The organism is Gordonia phthalatica, from assembly GCF_001305675.1.
GTDB lineage: Bacteria > Actinomycetota > Actinomycetes > Mycobacteriales > Mycobacteriaceae > Gordonia > Gordonia phthalatica.
Genome location: NZ_CP011853.1, coordinates 990308 through 1011580 on the forward strand (window position 1 = coordinate 990308; position 21273 = coordinate 1011580).

General features: G+C 67.9%; 21 protein-coding genes and 1 tRNA gene. 10 read left to right on the forward strand and 12 right to left on the reverse strand.

Annotation, left to right across the window (positions count from 1 at the left end; translation table 11 throughout):
- Positions 1-12: 12 nt before the first annotated feature.
- The gene (locus tag ACH46_RS04605) at positions 13-1659 is read left to right on the forward strand and encodes an AMP-binding protein (protein WP_062391888.1); all 1647 of its coding nucleotides are present in this window, start codon (positions 13-15) and stop codon (positions 1657-1659) included.
- 7 nt (positions 1660-1666) lie between these two features.
- Here the strand turns inward: ACH46_RS04605 and ACH46_RS04610 are convergent, their stop codons facing one another.
- The 3 genes from ACH46_RS04610 to ACH46_RS04620 all read right to left on the reverse strand — a co-directional run bounded on the left by ACH46_RS04610 (position 1667) and on the right by ACH46_RS04620 (position 5365).
- Positions 1667-2374, reverse strand: a complete 708-nt coding sequence (locus tag ACH46_RS04610) for a hypothetical protein (protein WP_226995762.1) — start codon at positions 2372-2374, stop codon at positions 1667-1669.
- A 4-nt stretch (positions 2375-2378) separates the two neighbouring features.
- Positions 2379-3986: a peptide chain release factor 3 gene (locus tag ACH46_RS04615; RefSeq protein ID WP_062391889.1), complete on the reverse strand. Its 1608-nt coding sequence runs from the start codon at positions 3984-3986 to the stop codon at positions 2379-2381.
- A gap of 359 nt (positions 3987-4345) precedes the next feature.
- Positions 4346-5365: a beta-ketoacyl-ACP synthase III gene (locus ACH46_RS04620; RefSeq protein WP_062391890.1), complete on the reverse strand. Its 1020-nt coding sequence runs from the start codon at positions 5363-5365 to the stop codon at positions 4346-4348.
- 162 nt (positions 5366-5527) lie between these two features.
- Between ACH46_RS04620 and ACH46_RS04625 the strand changes: the two genes are divergently transcribed.
- The 3 genes from ACH46_RS04625 to ACH46_RS04635 all read left to right on the forward strand — a co-directional run bounded on the left by ACH46_RS04625 (position 5528) and on the right by ACH46_RS04635 (position 8007).
- Positions 5528-6172 carry a PadR family transcriptional regulator gene (locus tag ACH46_RS04625; protein WP_062391891.1) on the forward strand — a complete coding sequence of 215 codons (645 nt, stop codon included), beginning with the start codon at positions 5528-5530 and terminating at the stop codon, positions 6170-6172.
- Between the two features lie 85 nt (positions 6173-6257).
- The gene (locus ACH46_RS04630; RefSeq protein WP_062391892.1) at positions 6258-7262 is read left to right on the forward strand and encodes an ATP-binding cassette domain-containing protein; all 1005 of its coding nucleotides are present in this window, start codon (positions 6258-6260) and stop codon (positions 7260-7262) included.
- Entirely contained in the window at positions 7246-8007 is a 762-nt protein-coding gene (locus tag ACH46_RS04635) for an ABC transporter permease (protein ID WP_062391893.1), read from the forward strand. The genes ACH46_RS04630 and ACH46_RS04635 overlap by 17 nt, the downstream gene beginning before the upstream one ends.
- A gap of 58 nt (positions 8008-8065) precedes the next feature.
- On the opposite strand, the gene ACH46_RS04640 is transcribed toward ACH46_RS04635, so the two are convergent.
- Positions 8066-8581, reverse strand: a complete 516-nt coding sequence (locus ACH46_RS04640; RefSeq protein WP_062391894.1) for a nuclear transport factor 2 family protein — start codon at positions 8579-8581, stop codon at positions 8066-8068.
- A 218-nt stretch (positions 8582-8799) separates the two neighbouring features.
- Between ACH46_RS04640 and ACH46_RS04645 the strand changes: the two genes are divergently transcribed.
- Positions 8800-9855, forward strand: coding sequence for an oxidoreductase (locus ACH46_RS04645; protein ID WP_417935294.1), 1056 nt, complete (start codon positions 8800-8802; stop codon positions 9853-9855).
- Between the two features lie 105 nt (positions 9856-9960).
- On the opposite strand, the gene ACH46_RS04650 is transcribed toward ACH46_RS04645, so the two are convergent.
- The 3 genes from ACH46_RS04650 to ACH46_RS04660 form a co-directional block, all read right to left on the reverse strand.
- A complete protein-coding gene (locus tag ACH46_RS04650; RefSeq protein ID WP_120298695.1) occupies positions 9961-11037 on the reverse strand; it encodes a beta-ketoacyl-ACP synthase 3 in 1077 nt (358 codons plus the stop codon).
- 159 nt (positions 11038-11196) lie between these two features.
- The gene (locus ACH46_RS04655; RefSeq protein ID WP_062391897.1) at positions 11197-12456 is read right to left on the reverse strand and encodes an MFS transporter; all 1260 of its coding nucleotides are present in this window, start codon (positions 12454-12456) and stop codon (positions 11197-11199) included.
- Positions 12453-13811, reverse strand: coding sequence for a GH1 family beta-glucosidase (locus ACH46_RS04660; RefSeq protein WP_062391898.1), 1359 nt, complete (start codon positions 13809-13811; stop codon positions 12453-12455). Before ACH46_RS04660 ends, ACH46_RS04655 begins: the two co-directional genes overlap by 4 nt.
- 183 nt (positions 13812-13994) lie before the next feature.
- On the opposite strand from ACH46_RS04660, the gene ACH46_RS04665 reads away from it, so the two are divergent.
- Positions 13995-14429 (forward strand): hypothetical protein, encoded by a 435-nt coding sequence (locus ACH46_RS04665; protein WP_062391899.1) that lies wholly within the window; start codon positions 13995-13997, stop codon positions 14427-14429.
- A gap of 230 nt (positions 14430-14659) precedes the next feature.
- Here the strand turns inward: ACH46_RS04665 and pth are convergent, their stop codons facing one another.
- Complete coding sequence (gene pth / locus ACH46_RS04670) at positions 14660-15226, reverse strand: aminoacyl-tRNA hydrolase (protein WP_062391900.1); 567 nt, start codon at positions 15224-15226, stop codon at positions 14660-14662.
- 26 nt (positions 15227-15252) lie between these two features.
- Complete coding sequence (locus ACH46_RS04675) at positions 15253-15855, reverse strand: 50S ribosomal protein L25/general stress protein Ctc (protein WP_062391901.1); 603 nt, start codon at positions 15853-15855, stop codon at positions 15253-15255.
- 205 nt (positions 15856-16060) lie between these two features.
- Between ACH46_RS04675 and ACH46_RS04680 the strand changes: the two genes are divergently transcribed.
- Entirely contained in the window at positions 16061-16507 is a 447-nt protein-coding gene (locus ACH46_RS04680) for a limonene-1,2-epoxide hydrolase family protein (RefSeq protein ID WP_062391902.1), read from the forward strand.
- Here the strand turns inward: ACH46_RS04680 and arsC are convergent.
- A complete protein-coding gene (gene arsC / locus ACH46_RS04685; RefSeq protein WP_062391903.1) occupies positions 16504-16845 on the reverse strand; it encodes an arsenate reductase (glutaredoxin) in 342 nt (113 codons plus the stop codon). The genes ACH46_RS04680 and arsC overlap by 4 nt on opposite strands.
- A gap of 82 nt (positions 16846-16927) precedes the next feature.
- Between arsC and ACH46_RS04690 the strand changes: the two genes are divergently transcribed.
- A complete protein-coding gene (locus ACH46_RS04690) occupies positions 16928-17515 on the forward strand; it encodes a hypothetical protein (protein ID WP_062391904.1) in 588 nt (195 codons plus the stop codon).
- Here ACH46_RS04690 and ACH46_RS04695 read toward each other — a convergent pair.
- Complete coding sequence (locus ACH46_RS04695; RefSeq protein WP_062391905.1) at positions 17487-18464, reverse strand: ribose-phosphate diphosphokinase; 978 nt, start codon at positions 18462-18464, stop codon at positions 17487-17489. The genes ACH46_RS04690 and ACH46_RS04695 overlap by 29 nt on opposite strands.
- Before the next feature lie 78 nt (positions 18465-18542).
- Positions 18543-20027 carry a bifunctional UDP-N-acetylglucosamine diphosphorylase/glucosamine-1-phosphate N-acetyltransferase GlmU gene (glmU, locus tag ACH46_RS04700; protein WP_062391906.1) on the reverse strand — a complete coding sequence of 495 codons (1485 nt, stop codon included), beginning with the start codon at positions 20025-20027 and terminating at the stop codon, positions 18543-18545.
- Between the two features lie 248 nt (positions 20028-20275).
- Between glmU and ACH46_RS04705 the strand changes: the two genes are divergently transcribed.
- Positions 20276-20346 (forward strand) — tRNA-Gln (locus ACH46_RS04705).
- A gap of 19 nt (positions 20347-20365) precedes the next feature.
- Complete coding sequence (locus tag ACH46_RS04710; protein ID WP_157851005.1) at positions 20366-20929, forward strand: hypothetical protein; 564 nt, start codon at positions 20366-20368, stop codon at positions 20927-20929.
- Positions 20930-21273: the final 344 nt, after the last annotated feature.

The following is a 21273-nucleotide window of genomic DNA, read 5'->3' on the forward strand; positions in this document are numbered from 1 at the left end:
GGACGGTGCGGCGTGCTCTCCCATGCCCCCACAACCGAATCCGCGCGACCCGCCTGGTGGCAGGACCTCCAGGCCGACGAGTTCGCCTGGCAGGTGCCCGACGACCTCAACATCGCCCGAGTCTGCGCCGACGACCAGGATCCGGCGGCGACGGCTCTCATCGTCGACACCGGATCGGACGTCTCGCACTACACCTTCGGTGAACTCCGCGACCTCAGTCGGCAGTTCGCGGCCGGGCTGCGCGAGGCCGGGATCGACGTGGGGGACCGGATCGGCGTCATGGTGCCGCAGGGTCTGGAAGTGCTGACCGCCCACCTCGGCGCCTACCGCGCGGGTGTCGTCACCGTCCCGCTGTCGGTGAAGTTCGGTCCGTCCGCCGTCCTGCACCGTCTCGGCGACTCGGGGGCACGACTGCTGGTGGTCGACGAGCAGATCCTGCCCCGGATCCGCGACGACATCGCAACCCTGCCGGACCTGGAGACCGTCGTCGTGGTCGGTGCCGCGGGCAACGGTGCCCGCGAGATCGCCTTCGCGGACTTCGCCGATCGGCCCGCCACCACAGAGGCTGACGCGCCGACGACGGCGGAGAGTCCGGCGATCATCGTCTACACGTCCGGCACCACTGGTGCGGCCAAGGGTGCGCTGCACGCCCACCGTGTCCTGCCCGCCCACATGCCGGCGGTGCGGACGGTCTTCGGGAACGCGCCGCAGCCCGGTGACGTCTTCTGGACGCCCGCGGACTGGGCGTGGATCGGCGGCCTGTACGACGTCCTCTTTCCTGCACTCGGGATGGGCTGCGCGGTCGTCGCCACCCCCGACGGGTTCACACCGCAGCGAGCGCTCGAGGTGATGGAGGCCCACCGGGTGACCGCGTCTTTCATCCCGCCGACCGCGTTGAAGCAGATGCGCGCCACCGGTGTCGACCGCGAGGCCGCGTCCGGCTTGTGCGTGCGCGCGCTGGTGTCGGGCGGTGAATCGTTGGGCGAGGTGCTGCGTGCCTGGGTCGCGGAGACCTTTCACGTCGACATCAACGAGTTCTACGGGCAGACCGAGATGAACCTGACCATCGGCACCGACCGCACCGCGTGGACCGCCGAACCCGGGTCGATGGGGCGCGCCTTCCCCGGTTTCACCGTGCGAATTCTGACCGAGGACGACGTCGTCGCCGAGCCCGGGAACGTCGGCGAGATCTGCGTCGCGACCGGCAATCCCGGGCAGTTCCTCGGCTACTGGAATCTGCCGGACCGTACGCAGGACAAGGTGCACGACGGATGGATTCACACCGGTGACCGCGGGCGAGCCGACGCCGACGGCAACATCTGGTACGAAGGCCGGGCCGACGACGTGATCTCCTCGGCCGGTTACCGCATCGGTCCGGGGGAGATCGAGGAGTGCCTGATCACGCATCCGTCCGTCGCGATGGCGGCGGTGATCGGTGTGCCGGACGACCTGCGGGGCGAGGCGGTCCACGCGTTCGTCGTCCCGTCAGCGGACGCGGCACCGGAGCAGACCCTGCGCGTCGAACTGCAGAATCATGTGAAGCACCATTTGGCGTTCTACCAGTACCCGCGCCAGATCACGTTCGTCGACGAATTGCCGACCACCGTCACCGGGAAGATTCTGCGGCGCGAACTCCGCGTGCTCGCCGCCCAGTCCTGACCCGTCGCTACTTCTCCACCTCGAACAGCCCCGACAGGGCAGCCGTCTTGGTCTGGTCGGTCGGTGCGGGCGGCTGCGCGGGGTCGGTCGGGACCGTCGACTCGTCGTCGTAGGTGATGTCGTCGTTCGGGTCCAGCGGGTTGGCGGTCTGCGCGATGGCCTGCGGGCAGTCGAAGCGGCCGGACGCCTTCTTAGCGGTGACCGTCTGCAGTTTCAGCGTGCAGGTCGGCGACGTGTAGTAGACGCCGTCGATGGACACACCGATCGTGGAGGTGATCGGGGAGCCGGGGACGCGAGCGGTGGCACCGCGGGGCCACGGGAGGATGGCACCCGCCAAGTCGACGGCCAGGAACTCCAGTTGGGCGCCCTCACCGCGGTCGCCGGCGAAGGTGAACAGGAGCGTGTCGGGTGGCACGTTCGGGTTCGTGGGACCCGACTTGGCGAACTGCAGGCAGCGGGCGGGCCCGTCGACCGGCGCGACGGAGATCCTGATGGCGCCGTGGGCGTAGTCGAGCCCGTATCCGCTGCGGACGATCTCGCCGGCGGTCGGCGTCGTCGTGCACGCGGCGTCCTTGAGGACCTTGGTCGACGTCTTGATCAGGGGCGGTGGCGTCTCGGTACTGCTCGGTGCGGAGGTCGTGCCGTCGTTGCAGGCGGCCAGCATCAGCATGGCGCCCGCGAGAGCTGCGATCGAGATCGGTCGGATGCGCGTCATCGGATCAGTCGGCTGCTGCGACCAGCGGTTCCAGCAGAAGATCCGAGTGCTCCTTCTCGATGTACTGCAGACGCCACTTGTCGGAGAAGAGCGCCAGGATCGCGCCGTCGCTGCGGGTGAAGACCTCCACGCCGCGCTGCCGGTTCAACTCGGGCGCGCTGGCCTCGTCGGTGCGGCGGGCGATCGAGTAGCCGAGTGGCTCGACGATGGTGTCGACGTTGAACTCGGCCTTCATGCGTGCGGTCACGACCTCGAACTGCATGGGGCCCACCGCAGCCATGACGGGGGAGGCGTCGCCGCGGATGTCGTTGCGCAGCACCTGGACCACGCCCTCGGCGTCCATCTGGTCGACGGCCTTGCGGAACTGCTTGTACTTGTCGGCGGTCGTCACGCGCAGCGCCGAGAAGTGCTCGGGCGCGAACGACGGGATCGGCGGGAACTGCACCTTGGAATCCATGTACAGGGTGTCGCCGGGAGCCAGCGCCATCGCGTTGACCAGGCCGACGACGTCGCCGGGGTAGGCGTTGTCGACCGTGGAGCGGTCGCGCCCGAAGACCGCCTGCGCGTACTTGGTGGCGAACGGCTTGCCGGTCTGCGCGTGGGTGACGACCATGCCGCGCTCGAACTCGCCGGACACGATGCGCATGTAGGCGAGGCGGTCGCGGTGGCTGCTGTCCATGCCTGCCTGCACCTTGAAGACGACGGCGCTGAACGGGTCGGTGACCTCGCGCTCGTCGCCGTCGATGCTCTCGCGGCCGTGCGGCGGCGGCGCGAACTCGACGAGCGCGTCGAGCAGCTGCCGGACGCCGAAGTTCAGCATCGCGGAGGTGAAGATCATCGGCGACGTCTGCCCGGCCAGGAACATCTCCTGGTCGTGGTTCTGGCCGAGCTCGGACAGGAGCTGGTCCTCCTCCTGCGCCTCGGTCCAGGCGTCGCCCTCGCGCTCGGCGGCCTCGTCGGCGTTCATCAGGATCTCGGGGGCGATCTTCGCTCCGCCGGCCGTGCGCTCGAAGTGGATGTACTCGCCGGTGCGTCGGTCCAGCAGACCGCGGTAGTCGCCTGCGATGCCGACCGGCACGTACAGGGGCGTCGGGATGAGGCCGATGCGCTCGCTGATCTCGTCGATCAGCTCCAGAGGCGTCTGGCCGGGGCGGTCCCACTTGTTCACCACGGTGATCACCGGGATGCCGCGGTGGCGGCACACCTGGAACAGCTTCAGCGTCTGCGGCTCCAGGCCCTTCGCCGCGTCGATCAGCATCACGGCGGCGTCGACCGCGGTCAGCACGCGGTAGGTGTCCTCCGAGAAGTCGGAGTGACCGGGGGTGTCGACGAGGTTGATGACGTTCGGCAGCGGCGCCGTCGACGACTCGGGCGTGTAGTTGAACTGCAGTGCCGTCGACGTCACGGAGATGCCGCGCGCCTTCTCCATCTCCATCCAGTCCGAGACCGTCGCCCGTCGACTGCCCTTGCCGTGGACCGCGCCGGCCTCACTGATCATGTGCGCGTGCAGCGCCAACGCCTCGGTCATCGTCGACTTACCGGCATCCGGGTGGGAGATGATGGCGAACGTACGACGGCGCTTTACTTCACGACTGATGACCTCGGAACTCACCCGTCTACGCTAACGGTTTGCCGTGGTAACCGGGAAATTGGAGCGGAGCGACAGATCGAGCCGACGTCCGAGGCCGAAGGCCGAGGCGTCGGACGAGATCGTGGTGAGGGACGCTGGAACGCAACCGCCGGTCCGTCCACCACGTAACCGACTCCTCCGGTGCCGCCCGCATACGATGCTCGGCGGTCTTCCCGCACCACTTCGCGCCTCGTCGCACCAGTTCTGTCTCCCGCACTCGGTCGCGACCGAGTGCGGGAGACACAAGTGGTGCGACTGGTCGACAAATGGTGCGGCACCATCGACGGCTGTGCCGTGTTGGGAATCGGGTGTTCCGTCGCTTGTCTTCCGTCGCCTCCGGTCTATTCGAACGGAATCGGCGGCATCTTCACGACCTGGGCGGCGTAGCTGAGGCCGGCGCCGTAGCCGAGGAGGAGGGCGGTGTCGCCGGGCTTGGCGGCACCGGTCGAGAGGAGGTCCTCCATCGCGAGGGGGATGGACGCGGCGGAGGTGTTGCCGGTCTTCTCGATGTCGTTGGCGATGACCGTCGACTCCGGGAACTTCAGGCTGCGGGCGAGGAGTTCGTTGATGCGCGAGTTGGCCTGGTGGGGGACGAAGACGTCGATCTCGGAGGCGTCGACCTTCGCGACGTCGAGGGCGCGCTGCGCGGCCTTGCCCATCTCGAACGCGGCCCAGCGGAACACGGCGGTGCCCTCGAGGCGCAGGTAGGGGCGGTTCTCGATGTCGCCGCCGTCCATGTAACTGATCCAGTCGATGTCCTGGCGGATCGCGTTGAACTGGGTGCCGTCGCTGCCCCAGACCACCGGACCCAGTTCCTGCTGCTCGGTCGGACCCACGACCACCGCAGCGGCGCCGTCGCCGAAGATGAAGCAGTTGGTGCGATCGGTCATGTCCAGCGCGACCGACAACTGCTCGGCACCGATCACCAGGACGTGGCTGGCCGAACCGCCGCGCACCATGTCGGCGGCCAGCGACATCGCGTACCCGAAGCCTGCGCAGCCGACGGTCACGTCGAACGCCGGGACGCCGTTCGCGCCCAGCTCGGTGGCGATGGCCGTCGCCCCCGCAGGCGTCAGCAGCAGGTGCGTGTTGGTGGCGAGAATGACTGCGTCGATGTCCGACCCCGACAGCAGCGCGTTCGCGATCGCCTTGCGGCCCGCGTTGACGCCCATCTCGACGACGGTCTCGTCGCGCCGCGCGAAGCGCCGACTCTTGATGCCGGTGCGGGTGTAGATCCACTCGTCGGATGAGTCGATGGTCTCGCAGATCTCGTCGTTGGTGACGACGCGCTCGGGTCGGTACGCGCCGATCCCCAGCATGCCGATCTTGCGGACGCCTACAGCTTCGGGCAGTTCGTTCATACGTGAGTCTCCCAATTGTCGGCGTGCGCGGGAACACACGCTTTTCCCGACCGTCTCACGGCCCGCCGGTTACCGGGAAGTAGAACTCGCGAGTAGGCCTGTGTGAGTTCGCATCTGCCGTGTCGGCGGCTCTTCCTGTGCGCGACGATTACCGTTACTTCTATGTCTGTATCGACCACCCGGCTGTTACTGCTCGGCGCGGTCGGACTGTTCGAGCCGGTCAACGGCTACCAGATCCGACGCGAGCTGCTGTCGTGGCGAGTCGACGAATGGGCCAGCATCAAACCGGGCTCGATCTATCACGGCCTCCGCACCCTCGCCGATCAAGGGCTCCTCGCCGATCGCACGCTCGCCGACGACGGCCGCGAGGTGGTGGTCTACCAACTCACCCGCGAGGGGAGGGCGACGCTGGAGGAGGCGGTCATCGCTGCGATCGTCGAGGTCAACATCTTCGACCGCCACGCCTTCCAAGCCGCGTTCGGACTGCTTCCGATGCTCGGCACCGCCAGGGCGACCGAAGCGCTCCGCGCCCGTCGGGTCGAGTTGGCAGGGAAGATCGGCCACATCCTGCCGCCGGCGGGCACCGACCCCTACGCGCCGCCGCATGCCGTGCGCAGCCTGGAGCTCTGGAAGAGCTTCGCCGAGGTGGAACTCCACTGGCTCGACGGGGTCCTCGCCGACATCGACGACGGCGCCCTCGCTTTCGACGGCACCGGACGCTGGAGTCCGCCATCGGACGACCCCGGCTATCAGATGGTCGACGACCGTGCGCGGTACCTCGCGGAGCTCGGCAGAGCCGGCGAGTAGAAAATCCGTTGACACCGGTGGAGTGACCGTCGCACACTGGCTTAGTCAAATTTGACTAATGCTTGATCGCAGGAAGGGGCGACGAATGATTCACGCGCGCGGACTCGCGGCGACATTCGTGACCGGCAAGGGCAAGAACCAACGGGAGGTGCGCGCCGTCGCAGGTGTCGACCTCGACATCGCCGAGGGGGAGGTCGTCGGCTTCCTCGGCCCCAACGGTGCGGGCAAGACCACCACGCTCCGGATGCTGACCACGCTGCTGCGACCGACCGCGGGCACCGCGACCGTCAACGGTTTCGACGTCGTCACCGAATCGGTGCAGGTCCGACGCAGCATCGGGTACGTCTCCCAGATGGGGTCGACGTTCTCCCAGGCACTCGCCGGCGACGAGGTGGCCGACCACGGCCAGCTCTACGGCATGAGTCGCCGGGACGCCGTCGCCCGTGGCAAGGAGCTGTTCTCGCAGCTGCAGCTCGACGGCCTGTGGGATCGGATGCCGAAGAACATGTCCGGCGGCCAGCGCCGTCGCCTCGACATCGCGATGGGCCTCATCCACGATCCGACGCTGGTCTTCCTGGACGAGCCGACCACCGGCCTCGACCCGCAGGCCCGCGCCAACCTGTGGGAGCACATCGCCAAGCTGCGGACCGAGCGCGGCGCGACGGTCTTCCTGACCACCCACTACCTCGACGAGGCCGATGCCCTGTCCGATCGGATCATCATCATCGACAACGGCGTCATCGTCGCCGCGGATACCCCGGAGAACCTGAAGTCGCAGGTCTCCGGCGACCTGGTGCACCTGGAGTTCACGGCGGCCGGGCCGGTGGCGCACGCCGCGCAGCGGCTGGAACAGGTCGGTGCCACAGAGATCGAGGCGGCGGGGTTCGGCGTCCGCGCCCGGCTGCGGGGCTCGGCGAAGGTGATCCCCGGGCTGCTGCGCGACCTCGAATCCGCGGGCGACACCCTCGACTCCATCGAGATCATGCGCCCGACGCTCGACGACGTCTTCCTGACCCTGACCGGCCGCAGCCTGCGCGACGCCGAGGCCGGTGCCGACACCGAGGAGGTGTCCGATGAGATTCCTGCGTGAGTCGTACATCGTGTTCCGCCGTCAGCTGCGGATGAACCTGCGCAACCCCGCCTGGGTGCTGATCGGGATCATGCAGCCGGTGATGTATCTGGTCCTGTTCGGGCCGCTGCTGAAACCGCTCGTCGAGCAGTTCCCGGGTGCGGGCGACAACGCCTACACCTTCCTGGTCCCCGGTCTGCTGGTGCAGCTCGGCATGTTCGGCGCGATGTTCGCCGGCTTCGGCCTCATCGGTGAATGGCGCGAAGGCGTCATCGAAGCCGAACGCGTGACCCCGGCCAGCCGGACGGCGCTGCTGTTCGGTCGACTGCTCCGCGATCTGCTGCAGCTCCTGGTGCAGGCGCTGATTCTGGTGGGTCTCGGTTTCGCGATGGGTATGCGCGGGTCGGTGGTCGGCGTGATCATCGGCATCGTCATCACCCTGCTGGTCGGCGGCGCGTGCGCGGCGGCGTCGAACGCCCTGGCGCTCACCACCAAGAGCGAGGACGTGATGGCGCCGGTCCTCAACATGCTGCTGATGCCGATCCTGCTGCTGTCGGGCATTCTGCTGCCGATGACGCTGGGGCCGGCGTGGCTGAAGCGGGTGTCGGACTTCATGCCGTTCCGGTGGATCGTCGACGCGGTGCGGTCGTCCTTCCTGGGCGACATCGCGGCCTCCAGCGTCGGCTGGGGCCTGCTGGCCGCGGTGGTGCTCAGCGCCCTCGGCGGATGGTGGGGGACCAGCGTCTTCCGCAAGGAGAACGCCTGACCCGTAGACGAGAAGGGGCCGGACCATGCGGTCCGGCCCCTTTCGTGTGGGTCGACGACTACAGCGCCTTCGCGTAGTCGAAGTAGTTCGGCGTCACGTCCTCGCGGAGGCGGCTGAGGCGGCGGTAGCTGATCAGCCAGCGACCGTTCTCCTTGCGGTACTCCTCGTGGTAGTGGCCGTAGCCGTGGAGGTGCTCCTCGTGGTCGCCGTTGGTCCACCACAGCTTGTCCTCCATCACCCAGATGCCGGTGGCGGTGGTGTCCGAGGTCAGCGTGATCTCCGGCATGTGGCCGTGGTGCACGGTGGTCACCTTGGTGTCGCCGTCCAGGAAGGTGCTGATGGCCTGGGTCAGCTTCTCCTTGCCGACGATGCGGTTCGAGGTGTCGCCGGTCTTCGGCTGCTTGTCCTCCGGCAGTCCGCCCCAGGTCTCGGAGACCACGTCGTCGGTGTGCAGCGTCGGGTAGATCTCCCACTGCTTGTTGTCCATGCAGCGCAGGCGGGCGCAGAACGTCCGCTTGATCTCCTCGATGGCCTGGAGTTGCTCCGCAATGCTGAGGGTGAGTTCAGAAGTCATGGTCTCAACCTCGCAGCGTCGGACCGGTGGGACAAGGGGATGTTCCAGTGACCGGACGCACTGTCCGGTCACTGGAATCGCGGATTGTCCGGCACGGTGGGCGTGCGAGAGGGTCGAGCCATGATGATCGATGTGATGCCGCTGTGAGTGACGTTCCTGTGACCTCGTTGTTCTCTCCGTTGACCGTGCGGTCGCTTCAGGTCCCGAACCGGATCGTGATGTCGCCGATGACCCGCGAGTACTCGCCGAACGGCGTGCCCGGACCGGACGTCGCCGCGTACTACACCCGCCGCGCGGTCGGCGGGACCGGACTGATCGTGACCGAGGGCGTCGCGATCGACCACCCGAGTGCTGTCGACAGCCCGTCGGTCCCGCGCCTGCACGGCGAGGAGGCGCTCGCCGGGTGGCGCACGGTGGTCGACGACGTCCACGCCGCGGGCGGCCGGATCATTCCGCAGCTCTGGCACGTCGGCCCGCTGTGGGGTGCGATGGCCGACGTCGATCCGGCGGTGCGCCCCATGCGCCCGTCCGGTCTGTGGGGCACTCCCGGCAAGACGGTGTACTCGCAGGAGTACATCGACGCCAGCGCCGTCCCGGTGGCCGCGATGACGCAGGCCGACATCGACGACGTGATCGCCGCCTACGTGCGGTCGGCGCGCAACGCGGTCGAGGTGGGCTTCGACGGCATCGCCATCCATGCCGGGCACGGCTACCTGCTCGACGCGTTCCTCTGGGCCGACACTAACCGTCGGGACGACGAGTGGGGCGGCGACCTGGAGCGGCGCACCCGCTTCCCGGTCGCCGTGGTCCGCGCGATTCGCGCGGAGATCGGCGACGACCTCCCGATCTTCTATCGCTTCTCCCAGCACAAGCAGCAGGACTACTTGGCGCGGATCGCCGACACTCCGGAGGAGTTGGGCGTGATCCTGTGCGCGCTGGCCGACGCCGGCGTCGACGTCTTCGACGCCAGCTGCCGCCGCTTCGACCTGCCCGCGTTCGACGGCAGCCCGCTGACCCTGGCCGGGTGGGCGAAGAAGTTGACCGGTGCGCGGAGCATGGCCGTCGGCAGTGTGGGCCTCACGAAGTCGCTGCGCGACGAGGGCCCCGCGGAGTCGGCCTCCATCGACAACGTCCACGCCCTGCTGGAGTCCGGCGAGATCGACCTCATCGCCGTCGGCCGCCTCCACCTGGCGGACCCGTCCCTGGCGCAGACCCTGCGCGACGGCGACGTCCCGGTCTTCGACCGCGCCGTCCACGAGGCGAGACTGCACTGACAGCGAATCCAAGATCGAACAACAGAATGCCGAGTCGGTGCGCAAGCCCGACAACGGGATTGAGGTCGGGGACGGTCCGGGCAACGAATCAGGAACGCTGAACGATCAGTCGACGATCCCAGCCAAATGCACCGCCAGCGCACCGGGCTCAGCATCGTCCAACCCATCGAACGACGTCACCTTGGGAGCAGGCGGCAGCGTCGCGACGGTGCCCGCGTAGCTCAGGCCGGCACCGAAGCCGAGGATGAGGGCCAGCTCGCCGCCCTTCGCCTTGCCGGTGGCGAGCATCTCCTCGATGGCGAGGGGGATCGACGCGGCGGAGGTGTTGGCGGTGGTCTCGATGTCGTTGGCCATCGGGATGTTCTCGGGGAGACCGAGGTTCTTCTTCATCAGGTCGTTGATGCGCGCGTTGGCCTGGTGAGGGACGAACACCTCGATGTCGTCGGGGCCTGCACCGGACTCGGTGAGCATCTTGGTGAGGGCGCGCGGCAGGGTGACGGCGGCCCAGCGGAAGACGCGCGGGCCCTCCATCTTGATGATCATGCGGCCGACGGGGTCGGTCTCGGGATCCTTGCCCTGGTATTCGACGGCGCGCGCCATGTATTCGACGGTGTCGTGGTTCTGCTTGATCGCTTCGGCGTTCTCGCCGTCGCTGCCGGACACGATGGGCCCGATGCCGTTTACCTCGCTGGGGCCGACCACGACGGCACCGGCGCCGTCGCCGAAGATGAAGCCGGTGCTGCGGTCGCGCGGGTCGAGGCCCACGGACATGGTCTCGACGCCGATGACGACGACGTACTCTGCGCTGCCCGCGCGGATCGCGTCGGCGGCCACCCCGAGGGCGTAGCCGAAGCCGCCGCAGCCTGCGGCGACGTCGAAGGCGGGGATGCCGTTGAGGCCGATGTCGTAGGCGACGATGGGGGCGCCGTGGGGCACGTTCCAGGGCCAGCTGCTGGTGGCCAGGATCAGCATGCCGATCTTCTCGCGGTCGATGCCGGAGTTGATGATCGCGCGGTCAGCGGCGGCGGCCGACATGCTGCGCATGGTCTCGTCGCCACTGATCCACCGGCGGGCTTTGATGCCGCTGCGCTCGTAGATCCACTGGTCGGAGGAGTCCATCACGCGGCAGAGCTGGTCGTTCGTGATCAGACGCTTCGGTCGGTACGCGCCGATGCCGAGCATCGCGATGTTCGTGTGGCCCGAAGGGGTAACCAGAGTCGCCAAGATAATTCGTCCTCGTCGTCACGTCCGGCGTGGGGGTCGCCGGATACTCGCGGGTAATTCTACGTCCGTGTTGCGTGGCCGTCAGCACAGGATGGCCTTGGGGGTGTGGTGCGTCCGTCACGTCGTCTGATGAGACGCTGTCGCGACGTTCTTCTCGCGCGCGCCGAGCGTCATCGCGGCGCCGATCACCGACAGCACCGACCCTGCGATGAACACCAACCAGAACCCGCCGACCGCGGCCACGAGTCCGGCACCGAGCATCGGTCCGATCAGTTGGCCGAGAGCGGCGGACACGTTGACGATGCCGAGGTCGCGCCCGTGGTCCTCCGCGTGGGGCAGCAGGTCGGTGGCGAAGGCGAGGCCCGCGGTCATGAACGCGCCGTATCCGACACCCATCAACGCCGCGGCGACCACCGTCGTGGCGAAGGTCGTGTGCGCGACGATCACCAGTCCCGCGCACGCCTGGATGCAGGCGGCGACCACCGTCAGCGTTCGACGGTGCCCGCGCCGATCGGCGACGAGTCCGAACACGATGGAGCTGGCGACCGTGAAGATCGTGTAGACGACGATCAGGATCAGCAGGTTGTTCTCGGCGTCGTCCTTGGGCTGGTGCAGCCCGTACAGCAGGAAGAACAGGAACAGCGACGTGCCGAGCGCGTTCCCGATGTTGCCGACGAGGCGACCGCCGAGCATCCACCCGAAGTCGCGGTCGCGCAACGACGCCCACCGTCGACCGTCCGGTGACACCAGCTCGACCCGCGGCACGCGCGGATCGGGGAGCCCGAACGATGCCCACGTGCCGACCGCTGCCACCAGCACCGCGAGCACCAGATAGCCGGGGAGCACGTCGAGCCCCAGCACGACGATCGTCCCGACGCCCAGCACGATGCCCAGCGCCTGGGACGAACCGACGGCCGCCGATGCGGTGCCGCGGCGGTCGGGTGGCAGCTGGTCGGGGATCATGGCGGTGAACGCAGCCGAGGCGACGGCGACGGCCGCGGAGACGCCGATCCAGCAGATCGCGACCAGCCACGGCTGATGCGCCAGCCCGGTGAGGACCAGGAAGATCGCCATGCCCCACGAGCCGCCGAGCGCCCACACGCGGCGTCGTGCACCGAGCCACGTGGGAAAGCGTGACCCGTCGGTGCGGTCGGAGGCGGCACCGGCAAGCGGTCCGGCGATGACGCCCACCAACCCGCCGATCCCGAGGATGAGGCCGGAGACGACCACCGAGTGGATCCAGCGGTCGCCGTCGTCGGAGGTCTGCGCGTCCAGCTGCAGGGGGAGGAGCAGCTGCAGCGGTGTCAGCTGCGCCATCCAGATCACCAGCCACGCGAGCGTGAACAGGGTCATCCAGCGGCGGCCGGTCCGGGTCATGCGCGGTTCTCCGCGATGACGCGGCCGTACCAGTCGTACGACGACTTCGGCGTCCGCGCGCCGCTCTCGAAGTCGACGTGCACCAGACCGAAGCGCTGGGTGAAGCCGTCGGCCCACTCGAAGTTGTCGAGCAGCGACCACACCGTGTACTCCTCCACATCGGCGCCCGCCTCGATCGCTTCGCCGACCGCGCGGATGTGGCCGTCGAGGTAGGAGATCCGGTCCACGTCGCAGGGCGACGCCGCCCGGTCGGGTTCGGGGAACGACGCGCCGTTCTCGCTGACGATGAGCGGAGGCAGGCCGGGATAGCGCCGAGCGAAGTCGAGCAGCAGGTCGCGCAGCGCACCCGGGACGATCGGCCACTCGTCGCCGAATCCGGTCACCGGTGCGCCGGGCGTCGGGACGATGTCGAACGGGATCGGGTTGTCCTCGCCGGTCGGCGCGGTGACGGTGGTGGGGTTGTAGAAGTTCACAGCGTAGAAGTCGGGGCGCGCCGAGATGATCTCCATGTCGCCGTCGCGGATCGGCATGGCGAGGCCGAACGCGGACAGATCGGGATATGTGCCGGTGAGGATCGGGTCGGCGAAGATCCGGTTGTGCAGGAGGTCGTAGGCGGTGACGGCCGCGTGGTCGGCGTCGCCGGGACGCAGCGGCAGGACGCGCGTGTGATTGTTGGCGACGCCCACGGCCTCGGCGCCCGCCCCGCGGAGGACCCGGGCCGCCAGCCCGTGCGCCAGCAGCTGATGATGCGCGGTCGGGAGGGCGTCGAACAGCAGGAACTGCCCGGGCGCGAGTTCACCGGTTGCGTACCCCTGCAGCGTGGTCATCGCCGGCTCGTTGATCGTGTACCAGTGCTTCACCCGGTCGCCGAGTCGGTCGACCACCAGCGCGGAGTAGTCGGCGAACCGCTGCGCGGTGTCCCGGGAGAGCCAGCCGCCGGCGTCGTCGACGGCGATCGGCAGGTCCCAGTGGTACAGCGTCGGGAACGGGGTCACCCCCGCGTCCAGGAGTCCGTCGACCAGTCGCGAGTAGTAGTCCAGGCCTGCGGTGTTGGGGCCGCCGGTTCCGTCGGGCTGCACGCGCGTCCACGAGATGGAGAAGCGGTAGCGGTCCAGTCCCAGGTCGGCGGCCAGCGCGACGTCCTCGCGCCAGCGGTGGTAGCTATCGGGGCCGGGCTCGGCAGTGGAGCCGTCGATCACCGTGTTCGGGGCGTCGACCCACCGATCCCAGATCGAGGGGCCGCGGCCGTCCTCGCTGCGAGCGCCTTCGATCTGGAAGGCCGCGGTGGCTGCGGACCAGCGGATCCGTCGCGGCAGGACGGGGACACCTCGATGTCGGATATCGGCAGCGGTCATGGCGGTCGCCCTTCGTCGAAACCTGATTTGATCGAATGATCTACTTCGGTGACATCATGGCGGATCGATGCCCGCTGCGGGAGGAGGTCGCGGAAACTCGCACCGGATTCCGCGGCCTCGGCGTGTCGTGGAACCGGCTTCGCCCCCGCTGCGTCCAAAGAAACGTGGAACTCTCCAGAACGGGTGTCGCCCGCCGCGAAACGGCGGTCGTTCCCGTCCGAAGATCTGACCGTCGTCCGCGGCCTCCCGGTCGTCGATCTGCCTCTGACCGTGCTGCAGGTGGCGTCCGAGCACGCGGACGGCATCGAGATCATGGATCGCGCGCTGCACGAGCGTCGCGTTCACCTGACTGATCTGCGGCGGAGCCTGGAACGCAACGCCGGTGGAGTCGGGATGCAGCGGGCCCGAATGCTGTTGGACGCGGCGGAGGATCCGTCGGAGTCGGAGGCCGAGCGGTTGTTCGCCAGGCTGCTGCGCGAGTACCAGATCGACGGGTGGACCCAGCAGGTCCCCTTCTGCGGGTACCGCCTGGACTTCCGTGGCCCCAGGAGCAGATCGGCGTCGAGATCCACGGCTGGAAGTTCCACAAGCGGCATCGCCGGTGGGACAGGGATCTGAAGAAGGGCAACCGACTGGTGGTGCAGAGCTGGCTGCCGCTGAGTTACAACTGGGCGCGGCTCGTCAACGACCCAGACGGCTGCATGCGGGAGCTGATCGAGGCGCTTGAACTCCGCAGGGCGGTATGACGCACAACAAACTGTGACATTGAGCCGCACAGAGCGGCTCAATGTCACAGTTTGTCGTAGAGCTTCGGCGATCGCCCCCAGCACTCCCCGCTTTCGGGGCCGCTACCAGGCGTGTACGACGTTCTGCGCGGCCTCCAGGCCCTGCTTCACGAGGAGTTCGGCGGCGTCGACGCCGTTCGCGACCAGCAGTTCCACCTCGGCCTTCGCGGCGCTGGGGAAGGGCTTCAACACGAAGTCGGCGGGATCCTGCCTGCCGGGCGGGCGGCCGATGCCGAGCCGGACGCGGAGGTAATCGCGGGTGCCGACGGTCTGGGAGATGGAGCGCAGGCCGTTGTGGCCGCCTTCACCGCCGCCCTGCTTCAGGCGCACCGCGCCGAAGTCGATGTCGAGCTCGTCGTGCAGCACGATCAACTCGTCGGGGCTGACGGAGTAGTACGCCGCCAGCGGGCCGATCTGTCGGCCGGTGACGTTCATGTAGGTCCGTGCCTTCGCGACCATGACCGGCTCGCCGCCGATCCGCACGGTGGCGGTCAGCGCACCGGAGCGCTTGTGCACGGAAAAGCTCTCGCCGTACGAGGAGACTAGGCTGTCGGCGACCATGGCACCGACATTGTGCCTGGTCTTCTCGTAGGCGGGACCGGGGTTACCCAGTCCGACAATGAGTTTCACTCAGCGTCCAGTCGATTCCGGCGGACTTACTCCGCTGCGGCCTCGGCGTCGTCCTCGTCGTCCTCGTCGTCCTCGGTGGCATCTGCCCGGGGAGCCTCGACGGCGACCAGGGTGGCCTCGGGATCGGTGATGAGGGTGGAGCCTCCGGGCAGTTCCAGATCGCCTGCGGTGATCAGTGCGCCGGGCTCGCGGCCCTCCACCGACACGACGATGTGCTCGGGGATGCTCAGCGCGTCGGCCTCGATCTCGACGGTGCTGGCCTCCTGGACCACCAGGCTGCCGGAGAAGGGATCGCCCTCAATGAGGAGGTTGACCTCGACGACGACCTTCTCGCCACGCTTGACGATGAGGAGGTCGACGTGCTCGACGTAGTTGCGCAGCGGGTGGACGTCGACCTGCTTGGTCAGGGCGAGCTGCTTGGCGCCCTCGATGTCCAGCTCGACGACGGCGTTGGTGCCGTTGTTACGCAGGATGGCGGTGAGGTCGCGGTTCGGGAGCAGCAGGTGCTTGGGGTCGGTGCCGTGGCCGTACAGGACGGCGGGAACCTGGCCGGCGTTGCGGGCGCGGCGGGCGGCGCCCTTGCCCTTGTCGGTGCGGATGGTGGTGGCGAGCTGCGGGGCGGTAGCCATGCGATTCTCCTCGTGGGACGGGTTCGCTGAACGCGTCGCGGCCAGGAACCTCAGGTTCGGATACTTCGTGGTGGCGCCTCAACGTCTGCACACACGGCCCGCGAACTTCAGGCGGCAACACCGCCCGGAAACTTCACACCGTCGCGCCGATTACGGTGACTTCTCACCCTCGCCGAGACAACGCCAGCCAGAATACCATCGGGGCATGACCTCAGAGAAACCGACGGAACTGGTCCACGCCTTCTTCGCAGACCTCGCGCAGGGCCGGGTCGACGCCGCCCTCGACCGCGTCGACGAGCAGATCGTCTACACCAACGTCTCCCTGCCGACCGTGCGCGGCAAGCAGCGCTTCGCGTCGGTGATGCGGGCGCTGAACGGGAAGCATATCGCGTTCGACGCCGCCGTCCTCGCGATCAGTGCCGACGACGACGGTGTGGTCCTGACCGAACGGATCGACGAGTTGACGGTCGGCCCGCTGCGCATTCAGTTCTGGGTCTGCGGCCGCAATGAGGTCCGCGAGGGGCGGATCGCACTGTGGCGCGACTACTTCGACTTCTGGAACTGCACCCGCGGCTTCGTCCGCGCGGTCGCCGCGCTCGTCGTACCCGGCCTGCACAAGCCGCTGCCGAACCCGGTCAGTGGCGCGGTCTAGAGCAGTTCGTCGATCTTGTCGAGCGGTCGCGCCAGCCGCGTGCCCTTCTCGGTGACGACGAACGGTCGCTCCACCAGTACCGGGTGCTCGACCATCGCGTCGAGGATCTGCTCGTCGGAGGCCTCGGCGAGGTTCATCTCCTTGTACAGCTTCTCCCGCTTGCGGGCCGCCTGACCGGGAGTGAGGCCTGCCGCGTCGAACATCGCGGTCAACTGCTCGCGGGTCCAGCCGGTGTCGAGATACTTGACGATCTCCGGTTCGACGCCGGCGTCGCGCAGTTTGGCGAGGGCGTTGCGGGAGGTCACGCAACGGGGATTGTGATAAATTTTCGCGTCCACACGTCCACGGTACGTGGTGCGTGACTGAGCATCGTCTGAGTTCGCAGACAGACGACCGGAGACCTCCGTACCATCGCGGGCCATGATGCTTCGACTGATCAGCCGGATCCTCGCGGCCGTCGCGCTGCTGGCGGTGACCGTTTCCGGTGCCGCGTGGGCGGGCGCGGGGGAGGCCTGCGCGTGCAGTTGCATGCCGTCGACGCCCGAGGAGACCGCAGCGAGAGCCGAAGCCATCGTCGTCGGGAAGGCGCTCTCCCAGCGGGAGAAGGGATTGCGCCGGGTCTACGTCTTCGAAGTGTCGTCGTCCTACAAGACCCGGGTGCACCAGCGGATCGAGATCTGGACCGCGTCTCAGGGGCCGGCGTGCGGGTTGGATCTGACGGCCGGGGAGCAGCGGTCGGTGGTCCTCTACCAGCAGACGTCTCCGGACGGCGACTCTCCGATCGGCTCGTGGTCCGCCAACTCGTGCTCCAACCTGAACGCGCTGAGCCCGATGCCCGCGGCCGCGGGACCGCGACTGGATCCGATCGCCGGGAGTGCAATCGACGACGACGCCGGCCGGTCCCTCACGCGATCACCGTGGGTGGTCGCGGGTTGGGCACTGGCCGGCGTCGTCGTGGTCGTCGGAGGTGCGCTCGCCGTCAGGCGACGCCGTCGAACAGACTCGTGACCGAGCCGTTCTTGAAGACCTCCATGATGGTCTGAGCGAGCAGCGGCGCGATCGAGAGGACCGTCAGGTTCTCGAAGCGCTTCTCCTCCGGGATCGGCAGCGTGTCGGTCGCGATGACCTCGACGGCGCCGCAGTTGGCGAGGCGCTCGGCGGCCGGGTCGGAGAAGACGCCGTGCGTGGTGGCGATGATGACGTCACCGGCACCCGCGTCCTTGAGGACCGAGACGGCGCCGGCGATGGTGCCGCCGGTGTCGATCATGTCGTCGATCAGGACGCAGGTCTTGCCGTCCACGTCGCCGACCACCCGGTTCGACTTGATCTGGTTGGGCACATCGGGATCGCGGGTCTTGTGCACGAACGCCAGCGGTGCGCCGTCGAGCGAGTCGGCCCACTTCTCGCCGACCTTGACGCGGCCGGCGTCGGGGGAGACCACGCAGATGTTCTCGGTGCCGTACTTGTTGCGGACGTACTCGGCCAGCTGACCCTGCGCGTGCATGTGGTCGACGGGGCCGTCGAAGAAGCCCTGGATCTGGTCGGTGTGCAGGTCGACGGTGACGATGCGGTCGGCGCCTGCGGTCTTGAACAGATCGGCGATGAGGCGGGCCGAGATGGGCTCACGACCGCGGTGCTTCTTGTCCTGGCGCGCGTACGGGTAGAACGGGATGATCGCGGTGATGCGCTTGGCCGAGCCGCGCTTCAGGGCGTCGATCATGATGAGGGTCTCCATGACCCACTGGTTCATCGGGTACGGGCAGCTCTGCAGAACGAAGGCGTCGCTGCCGCGGACCGACTCCTCGAAGCGGACGAAGATCTCGCCGTTCGCGAAGTCGCGTGCCGTCTGCGGGGTGAGGTGAACGCCCAGCTCGTCCGACACGGCCTGCGCCAGTTCGGGGTGTGCCCGCCCGGCGAACAGCATGAGATTCTTCTTGTTGTCGGTCGTCCAAGTCATGGGTGACTCATTCTCTCCTCAGCGATGGCTTGATGATTGTCGGGAGTCTGGTGAATCTGCGGTGTCACCTGCAGTTCGCTATTCATTCTGCTGGGCGTCGCTCGCGGCCTCGGCGGCAGGGGTGCCGGGACGCTTCTTGGCGACCCAGCCCTCGATGTTGCGCTGCGGCCCGGACGACACCGCGAGGGCGCCGGAGGGGACGTCCTCGCGCAGCACGGTACCGGCACCGGTGTAGACGCCGTCGCCGATCGTGAGCGGTGCGACGAACATGTTGTCGCTGCCGGTACGGCAGTGCGAGCCGATCACGGTCTTGTGCTTGTTCACGCCGTCGTAGTTGACGAAGACGCTCGACGCGCCGATGTTGGTGTGCTCGCCGATCTCGGCGTCGCCCACGTAGGTCAGGTGCGGAACCTTGGTGCCGTTGCCGATCTTCGCGTTCTTGGTCTCGACGAAGCCGCCGATCTTGCCCTCGACGCCGAGCTCGGTGCCGGGGCGGAGATACGCGAACGGACCGACGTGCGCGTCCGCGCCGATGACGGCCTCGAATCCGTGGGTGCGGACCACGCTGGCGCCCGCGCCGATGACGACGTCGGTGAGCGTGGTGTCGGGGCCGATCTCGGCGTCGTCGGCGATCACGCACCGACCGTGCAGCTGGGTGCCCGGCTCGATCCGCACGTCCTGCCCGATCTCCACGTCGACATCGATCCACGTGGTGGCGGGGTCGACGACGGTGACGCCGGCCAGCATGTGACGGCGGACGATGCGGCGGTTCAGCTCGGTGCCGAGTTCGGCGAGCTGTGCGCGGTCGTTGCAGCCGGCGACGACGCTCGGGTCGTCGACGGTGAAGGCGTGGACGGTGCGGCCGGCGTCGCGGGCGATCGCCACGAGGTCGGTGATGTAGTACTCGCCCTGCGCGTTGTCGGTGGACAGGCTCGCGATGCCGGTCCGCAGCATGTCGGCGGAGAAGGCGTAGATGCCGGCGTTCACTTCGGTGATCGCGCGTTCGGTCTCGCTCGCGTCCTTGTGCTCGGTGATCGCCAGGACGTCGGCGGTGGTGACGTCGACGCCCGGCCCTCCCGCACGGACGATGCGGCCGTACCCGGTGGGGTCGTCGGCGATGAAGCTGGTGAGGGTGACGGCGGCGGCCTCGCCGGAATCGGTCCGCAGGTGCTCGGCGATCAGCGCGGACAGGGTGTCGCCGTCGAGCAGGGGAGCGTCGGCCACCGTGACGATGACGGTGCCGTCGAAGTCGTCGGGGAGCCCGGTCATCCCGGCGCGGGCGGCGTCGCCGGTGCCGAGCGGCTGATCCTGCTCGGCGATGGTGACGGTGCGGCCCAGTTCGGCAGCCACCTCGCCGATCGCAGCGGAGACGCGTTCACGTTCATGGCTGACGACCGCGACCAGATGGTCGGGGTTTAGCGCAGCCGCGCCGTGCAGGGCATGACCGACGAGGGTCCGTCCGCCGATCTCGTGCAGGATCTTCGGCGTCTTGGACTTCATCCGCGTGCCGGCGCCTGCGGCCAACACGATGACGGCGACGCTTCCGGTCGACTGCTCTTGCATCAATCGGGTCCCTCCGCAGTTCGATCGCGTTCGGTCTCCTCAGCGTGGCGTGCGCACGGCACGCCACGGCGATGAGGACGCGGCCGTTGGTGGGTGCGGCCGCCTCGACGAATGGTACTCGGCGGTAGCTGCGGAATGCACGCGTCGGGCGTGAAGCGCGTGTTCAGACCGAGGTCGACGATGGGGTGCCAGTGCCTGCCGCCGATCACCGGTCTCGAGTCGCTATGGCACAATCATGGTCGCACTATTCCGCCATGGTGTAATGGCAACACTCCTGATTTTGGTTCAGGCATTCCAGGTTCGAGTCCTGGTGGCGGAGCAGCGGTTTGGGGATCTCCATGAGCGAGCGAGAAGGCAGGGCGGGCGCGCCCACGCCGCCGCGATGGTGGCGAGTCACGCTGTACGTCATCTATGGGCTGGCAGTGATCTGCGCAGTGACAGTCGTCCTCGGCAGCATTCATCTGATCGACTTCTTCTGGCCGCTGATGTCGGTGGTGTGGGGTGGTCTCATCCTCGGCTCCGCCTGGCTGGTCCTCTCCGCAGTGGGGCTGGCGCGGTATCGCCGAGTCGCCGGCACGATCATCGCCCCGATCTTGGTCTTCGTGCCGATCGCCGCCGTCCTCTGGAGTGGGATCGTGAACGATGTGCAGTTCTCGATGTCGCGGACCGCGCTCGGCGAGATCGCGTCGTCGTGCACTCCGGCCACCGATGTCAGGGCGGGTCTGTTCCGGATCGAGCGCGTCGAATCCGCTGGTGACGCATGTCTGCTCTTCCTGCCGAGTGGGCTCGCCAGCAGCTCGGGACTCGGCATTTTCCCGTCAGGTGTGCCTCGCGAGTATGCCTCGCACATGAAGATCGATCACTACGCCGGCGACTGGTTCACCTTCGTCCGGTGGATTTGATGCTCCGCACGGAGAGCCGGTCATGCCCGGCCCGCGACGGGGGTCCAGACACGCAGGTTGTGTCACTGTGACGAATTAACAGGCCGTTCGTCTGGGGCTCTGCGGTGGTTCGGTCGAGGGTTCCGCGAAAGCGCGGAGGGCCGATTCTGATCCGCAATCGTTGAGGTGGTGTGTCGATTCAACCTCCTGACCTGCAGACTTGACCTTCCTTCCATCTGTGCGTAACTTATTCGAGGTCGGAGCGGCCCAGCCGCCACGGCATCCCCCCCGAAAATCTCACCGCGATTTCGTCGCGGTGATTTTGTCTGGGATCGGCGTAGCCGCCGAGAAGAATTGAAAATCAA

Coding starts and splice junctions, on each gene's coding strand:
- ACH46_RS04650 (WP_120298695.1), bottom strand. CDS start 11,037: ATGCTCGGCATCGGCGCGTACCGACCGAAGCGTCTGATCACGAACGAC.
- ACH46_RS04675 (WP_062391901.1), bottom strand. CDS start 15,855: ATGGCTACCGCCCCGCAGCTCGCCACCACCATCCGCACCGACAAGGGC.
- ACH46_RS04630 (WP_062391892.1), top strand. CDS start 6,258: ATGATTCACGCGCGCGGACTCGCGGCGACATTCGTGACCGGCAAGGGC.
- ACH46_RS04645 (WP_417935294.1), top strand. CDS start 8,800: ATGTCGCCGATGACCCGCGAGTACTCGCCGAACGGCGTGCCCGGACCG.
- ACH46_RS04710 (WP_157851005.1), top strand. CDS start 20,366: ATGAGCGAGCGAGAAGGCAGGGCGGGCGCGCCCACGCCGCCGCGATGG.
- ACH46_RS04690 (WP_062391904.1), top strand. CDS start 16,928: ATGATGCTTCGACTGATCAGCCGGATCCTCGCGGCCGTCGCGCTGCTG.
- ACH46_RS04635 (WP_062391893.1), top strand. CDS start 7,246: ATGAGATTCCTGCGTGAGTCGTACATCGTGTTCCGCCGTCAGCTGCGG.
- ACH46_RS04680 (WP_062391902.1), top strand. CDS start 16,061: ATGACCTCAGAGAAACCGACGGAACTGGTCCACGCCTTCTTCGCAGAC.
- glmU (WP_062391906.1), bottom strand. CDS start 20,027: ATGCAAGAGCAGTCGACCGGAAGCGTCGCCGTCATCGTGTTGGCCGCA.
- ACH46_RS04625 (WP_062391891.1), top strand. CDS start 5,528: ATGTCTGTATCGACCACCCGGCTGTTACTGCTCGGCGCGGTCGGACTG.
- ACH46_RS04695 (WP_062391905.1), bottom strand. CDS start 18,464: ATGACTTGGACGACCGACAACAAGAAGAATCTCATGCTGTTCGCCGGG.
- ACH46_RS04620 (WP_062391890.1), bottom strand. CDS start 5,365: ATGAACGAACTGCCCGAAGCTGTAGGCGTCCGCAAGATCGGCATGCTG.
- ACH46_RS04660 (WP_062391898.1), bottom strand. CDS start 13,811: ATGACCGCTGCCGATATCCGACATCGAGGTGTCCCCGTCCTGCCGCGA.
- ACH46_RS04655 (WP_062391897.1), bottom strand. CDS start 12,456: ATGACCCGGACCGGCCGCCGCTGGATGACCCTGTTCACGCTCGCGTGG.
- ACH46_RS04610 (WP_226995762.1), bottom strand. CDS start 2,374: ATGACGCGCATCCGACCGATCTCGATCGCAGCTCTCGCGGGCGCCATG.
- ACH46_RS04640 (WP_062391894.1), bottom strand. CDS start 8,581: ATGACTTCTGAACTCACCCTCAGCATTGCGGAGCAACTCCAGGCCATC.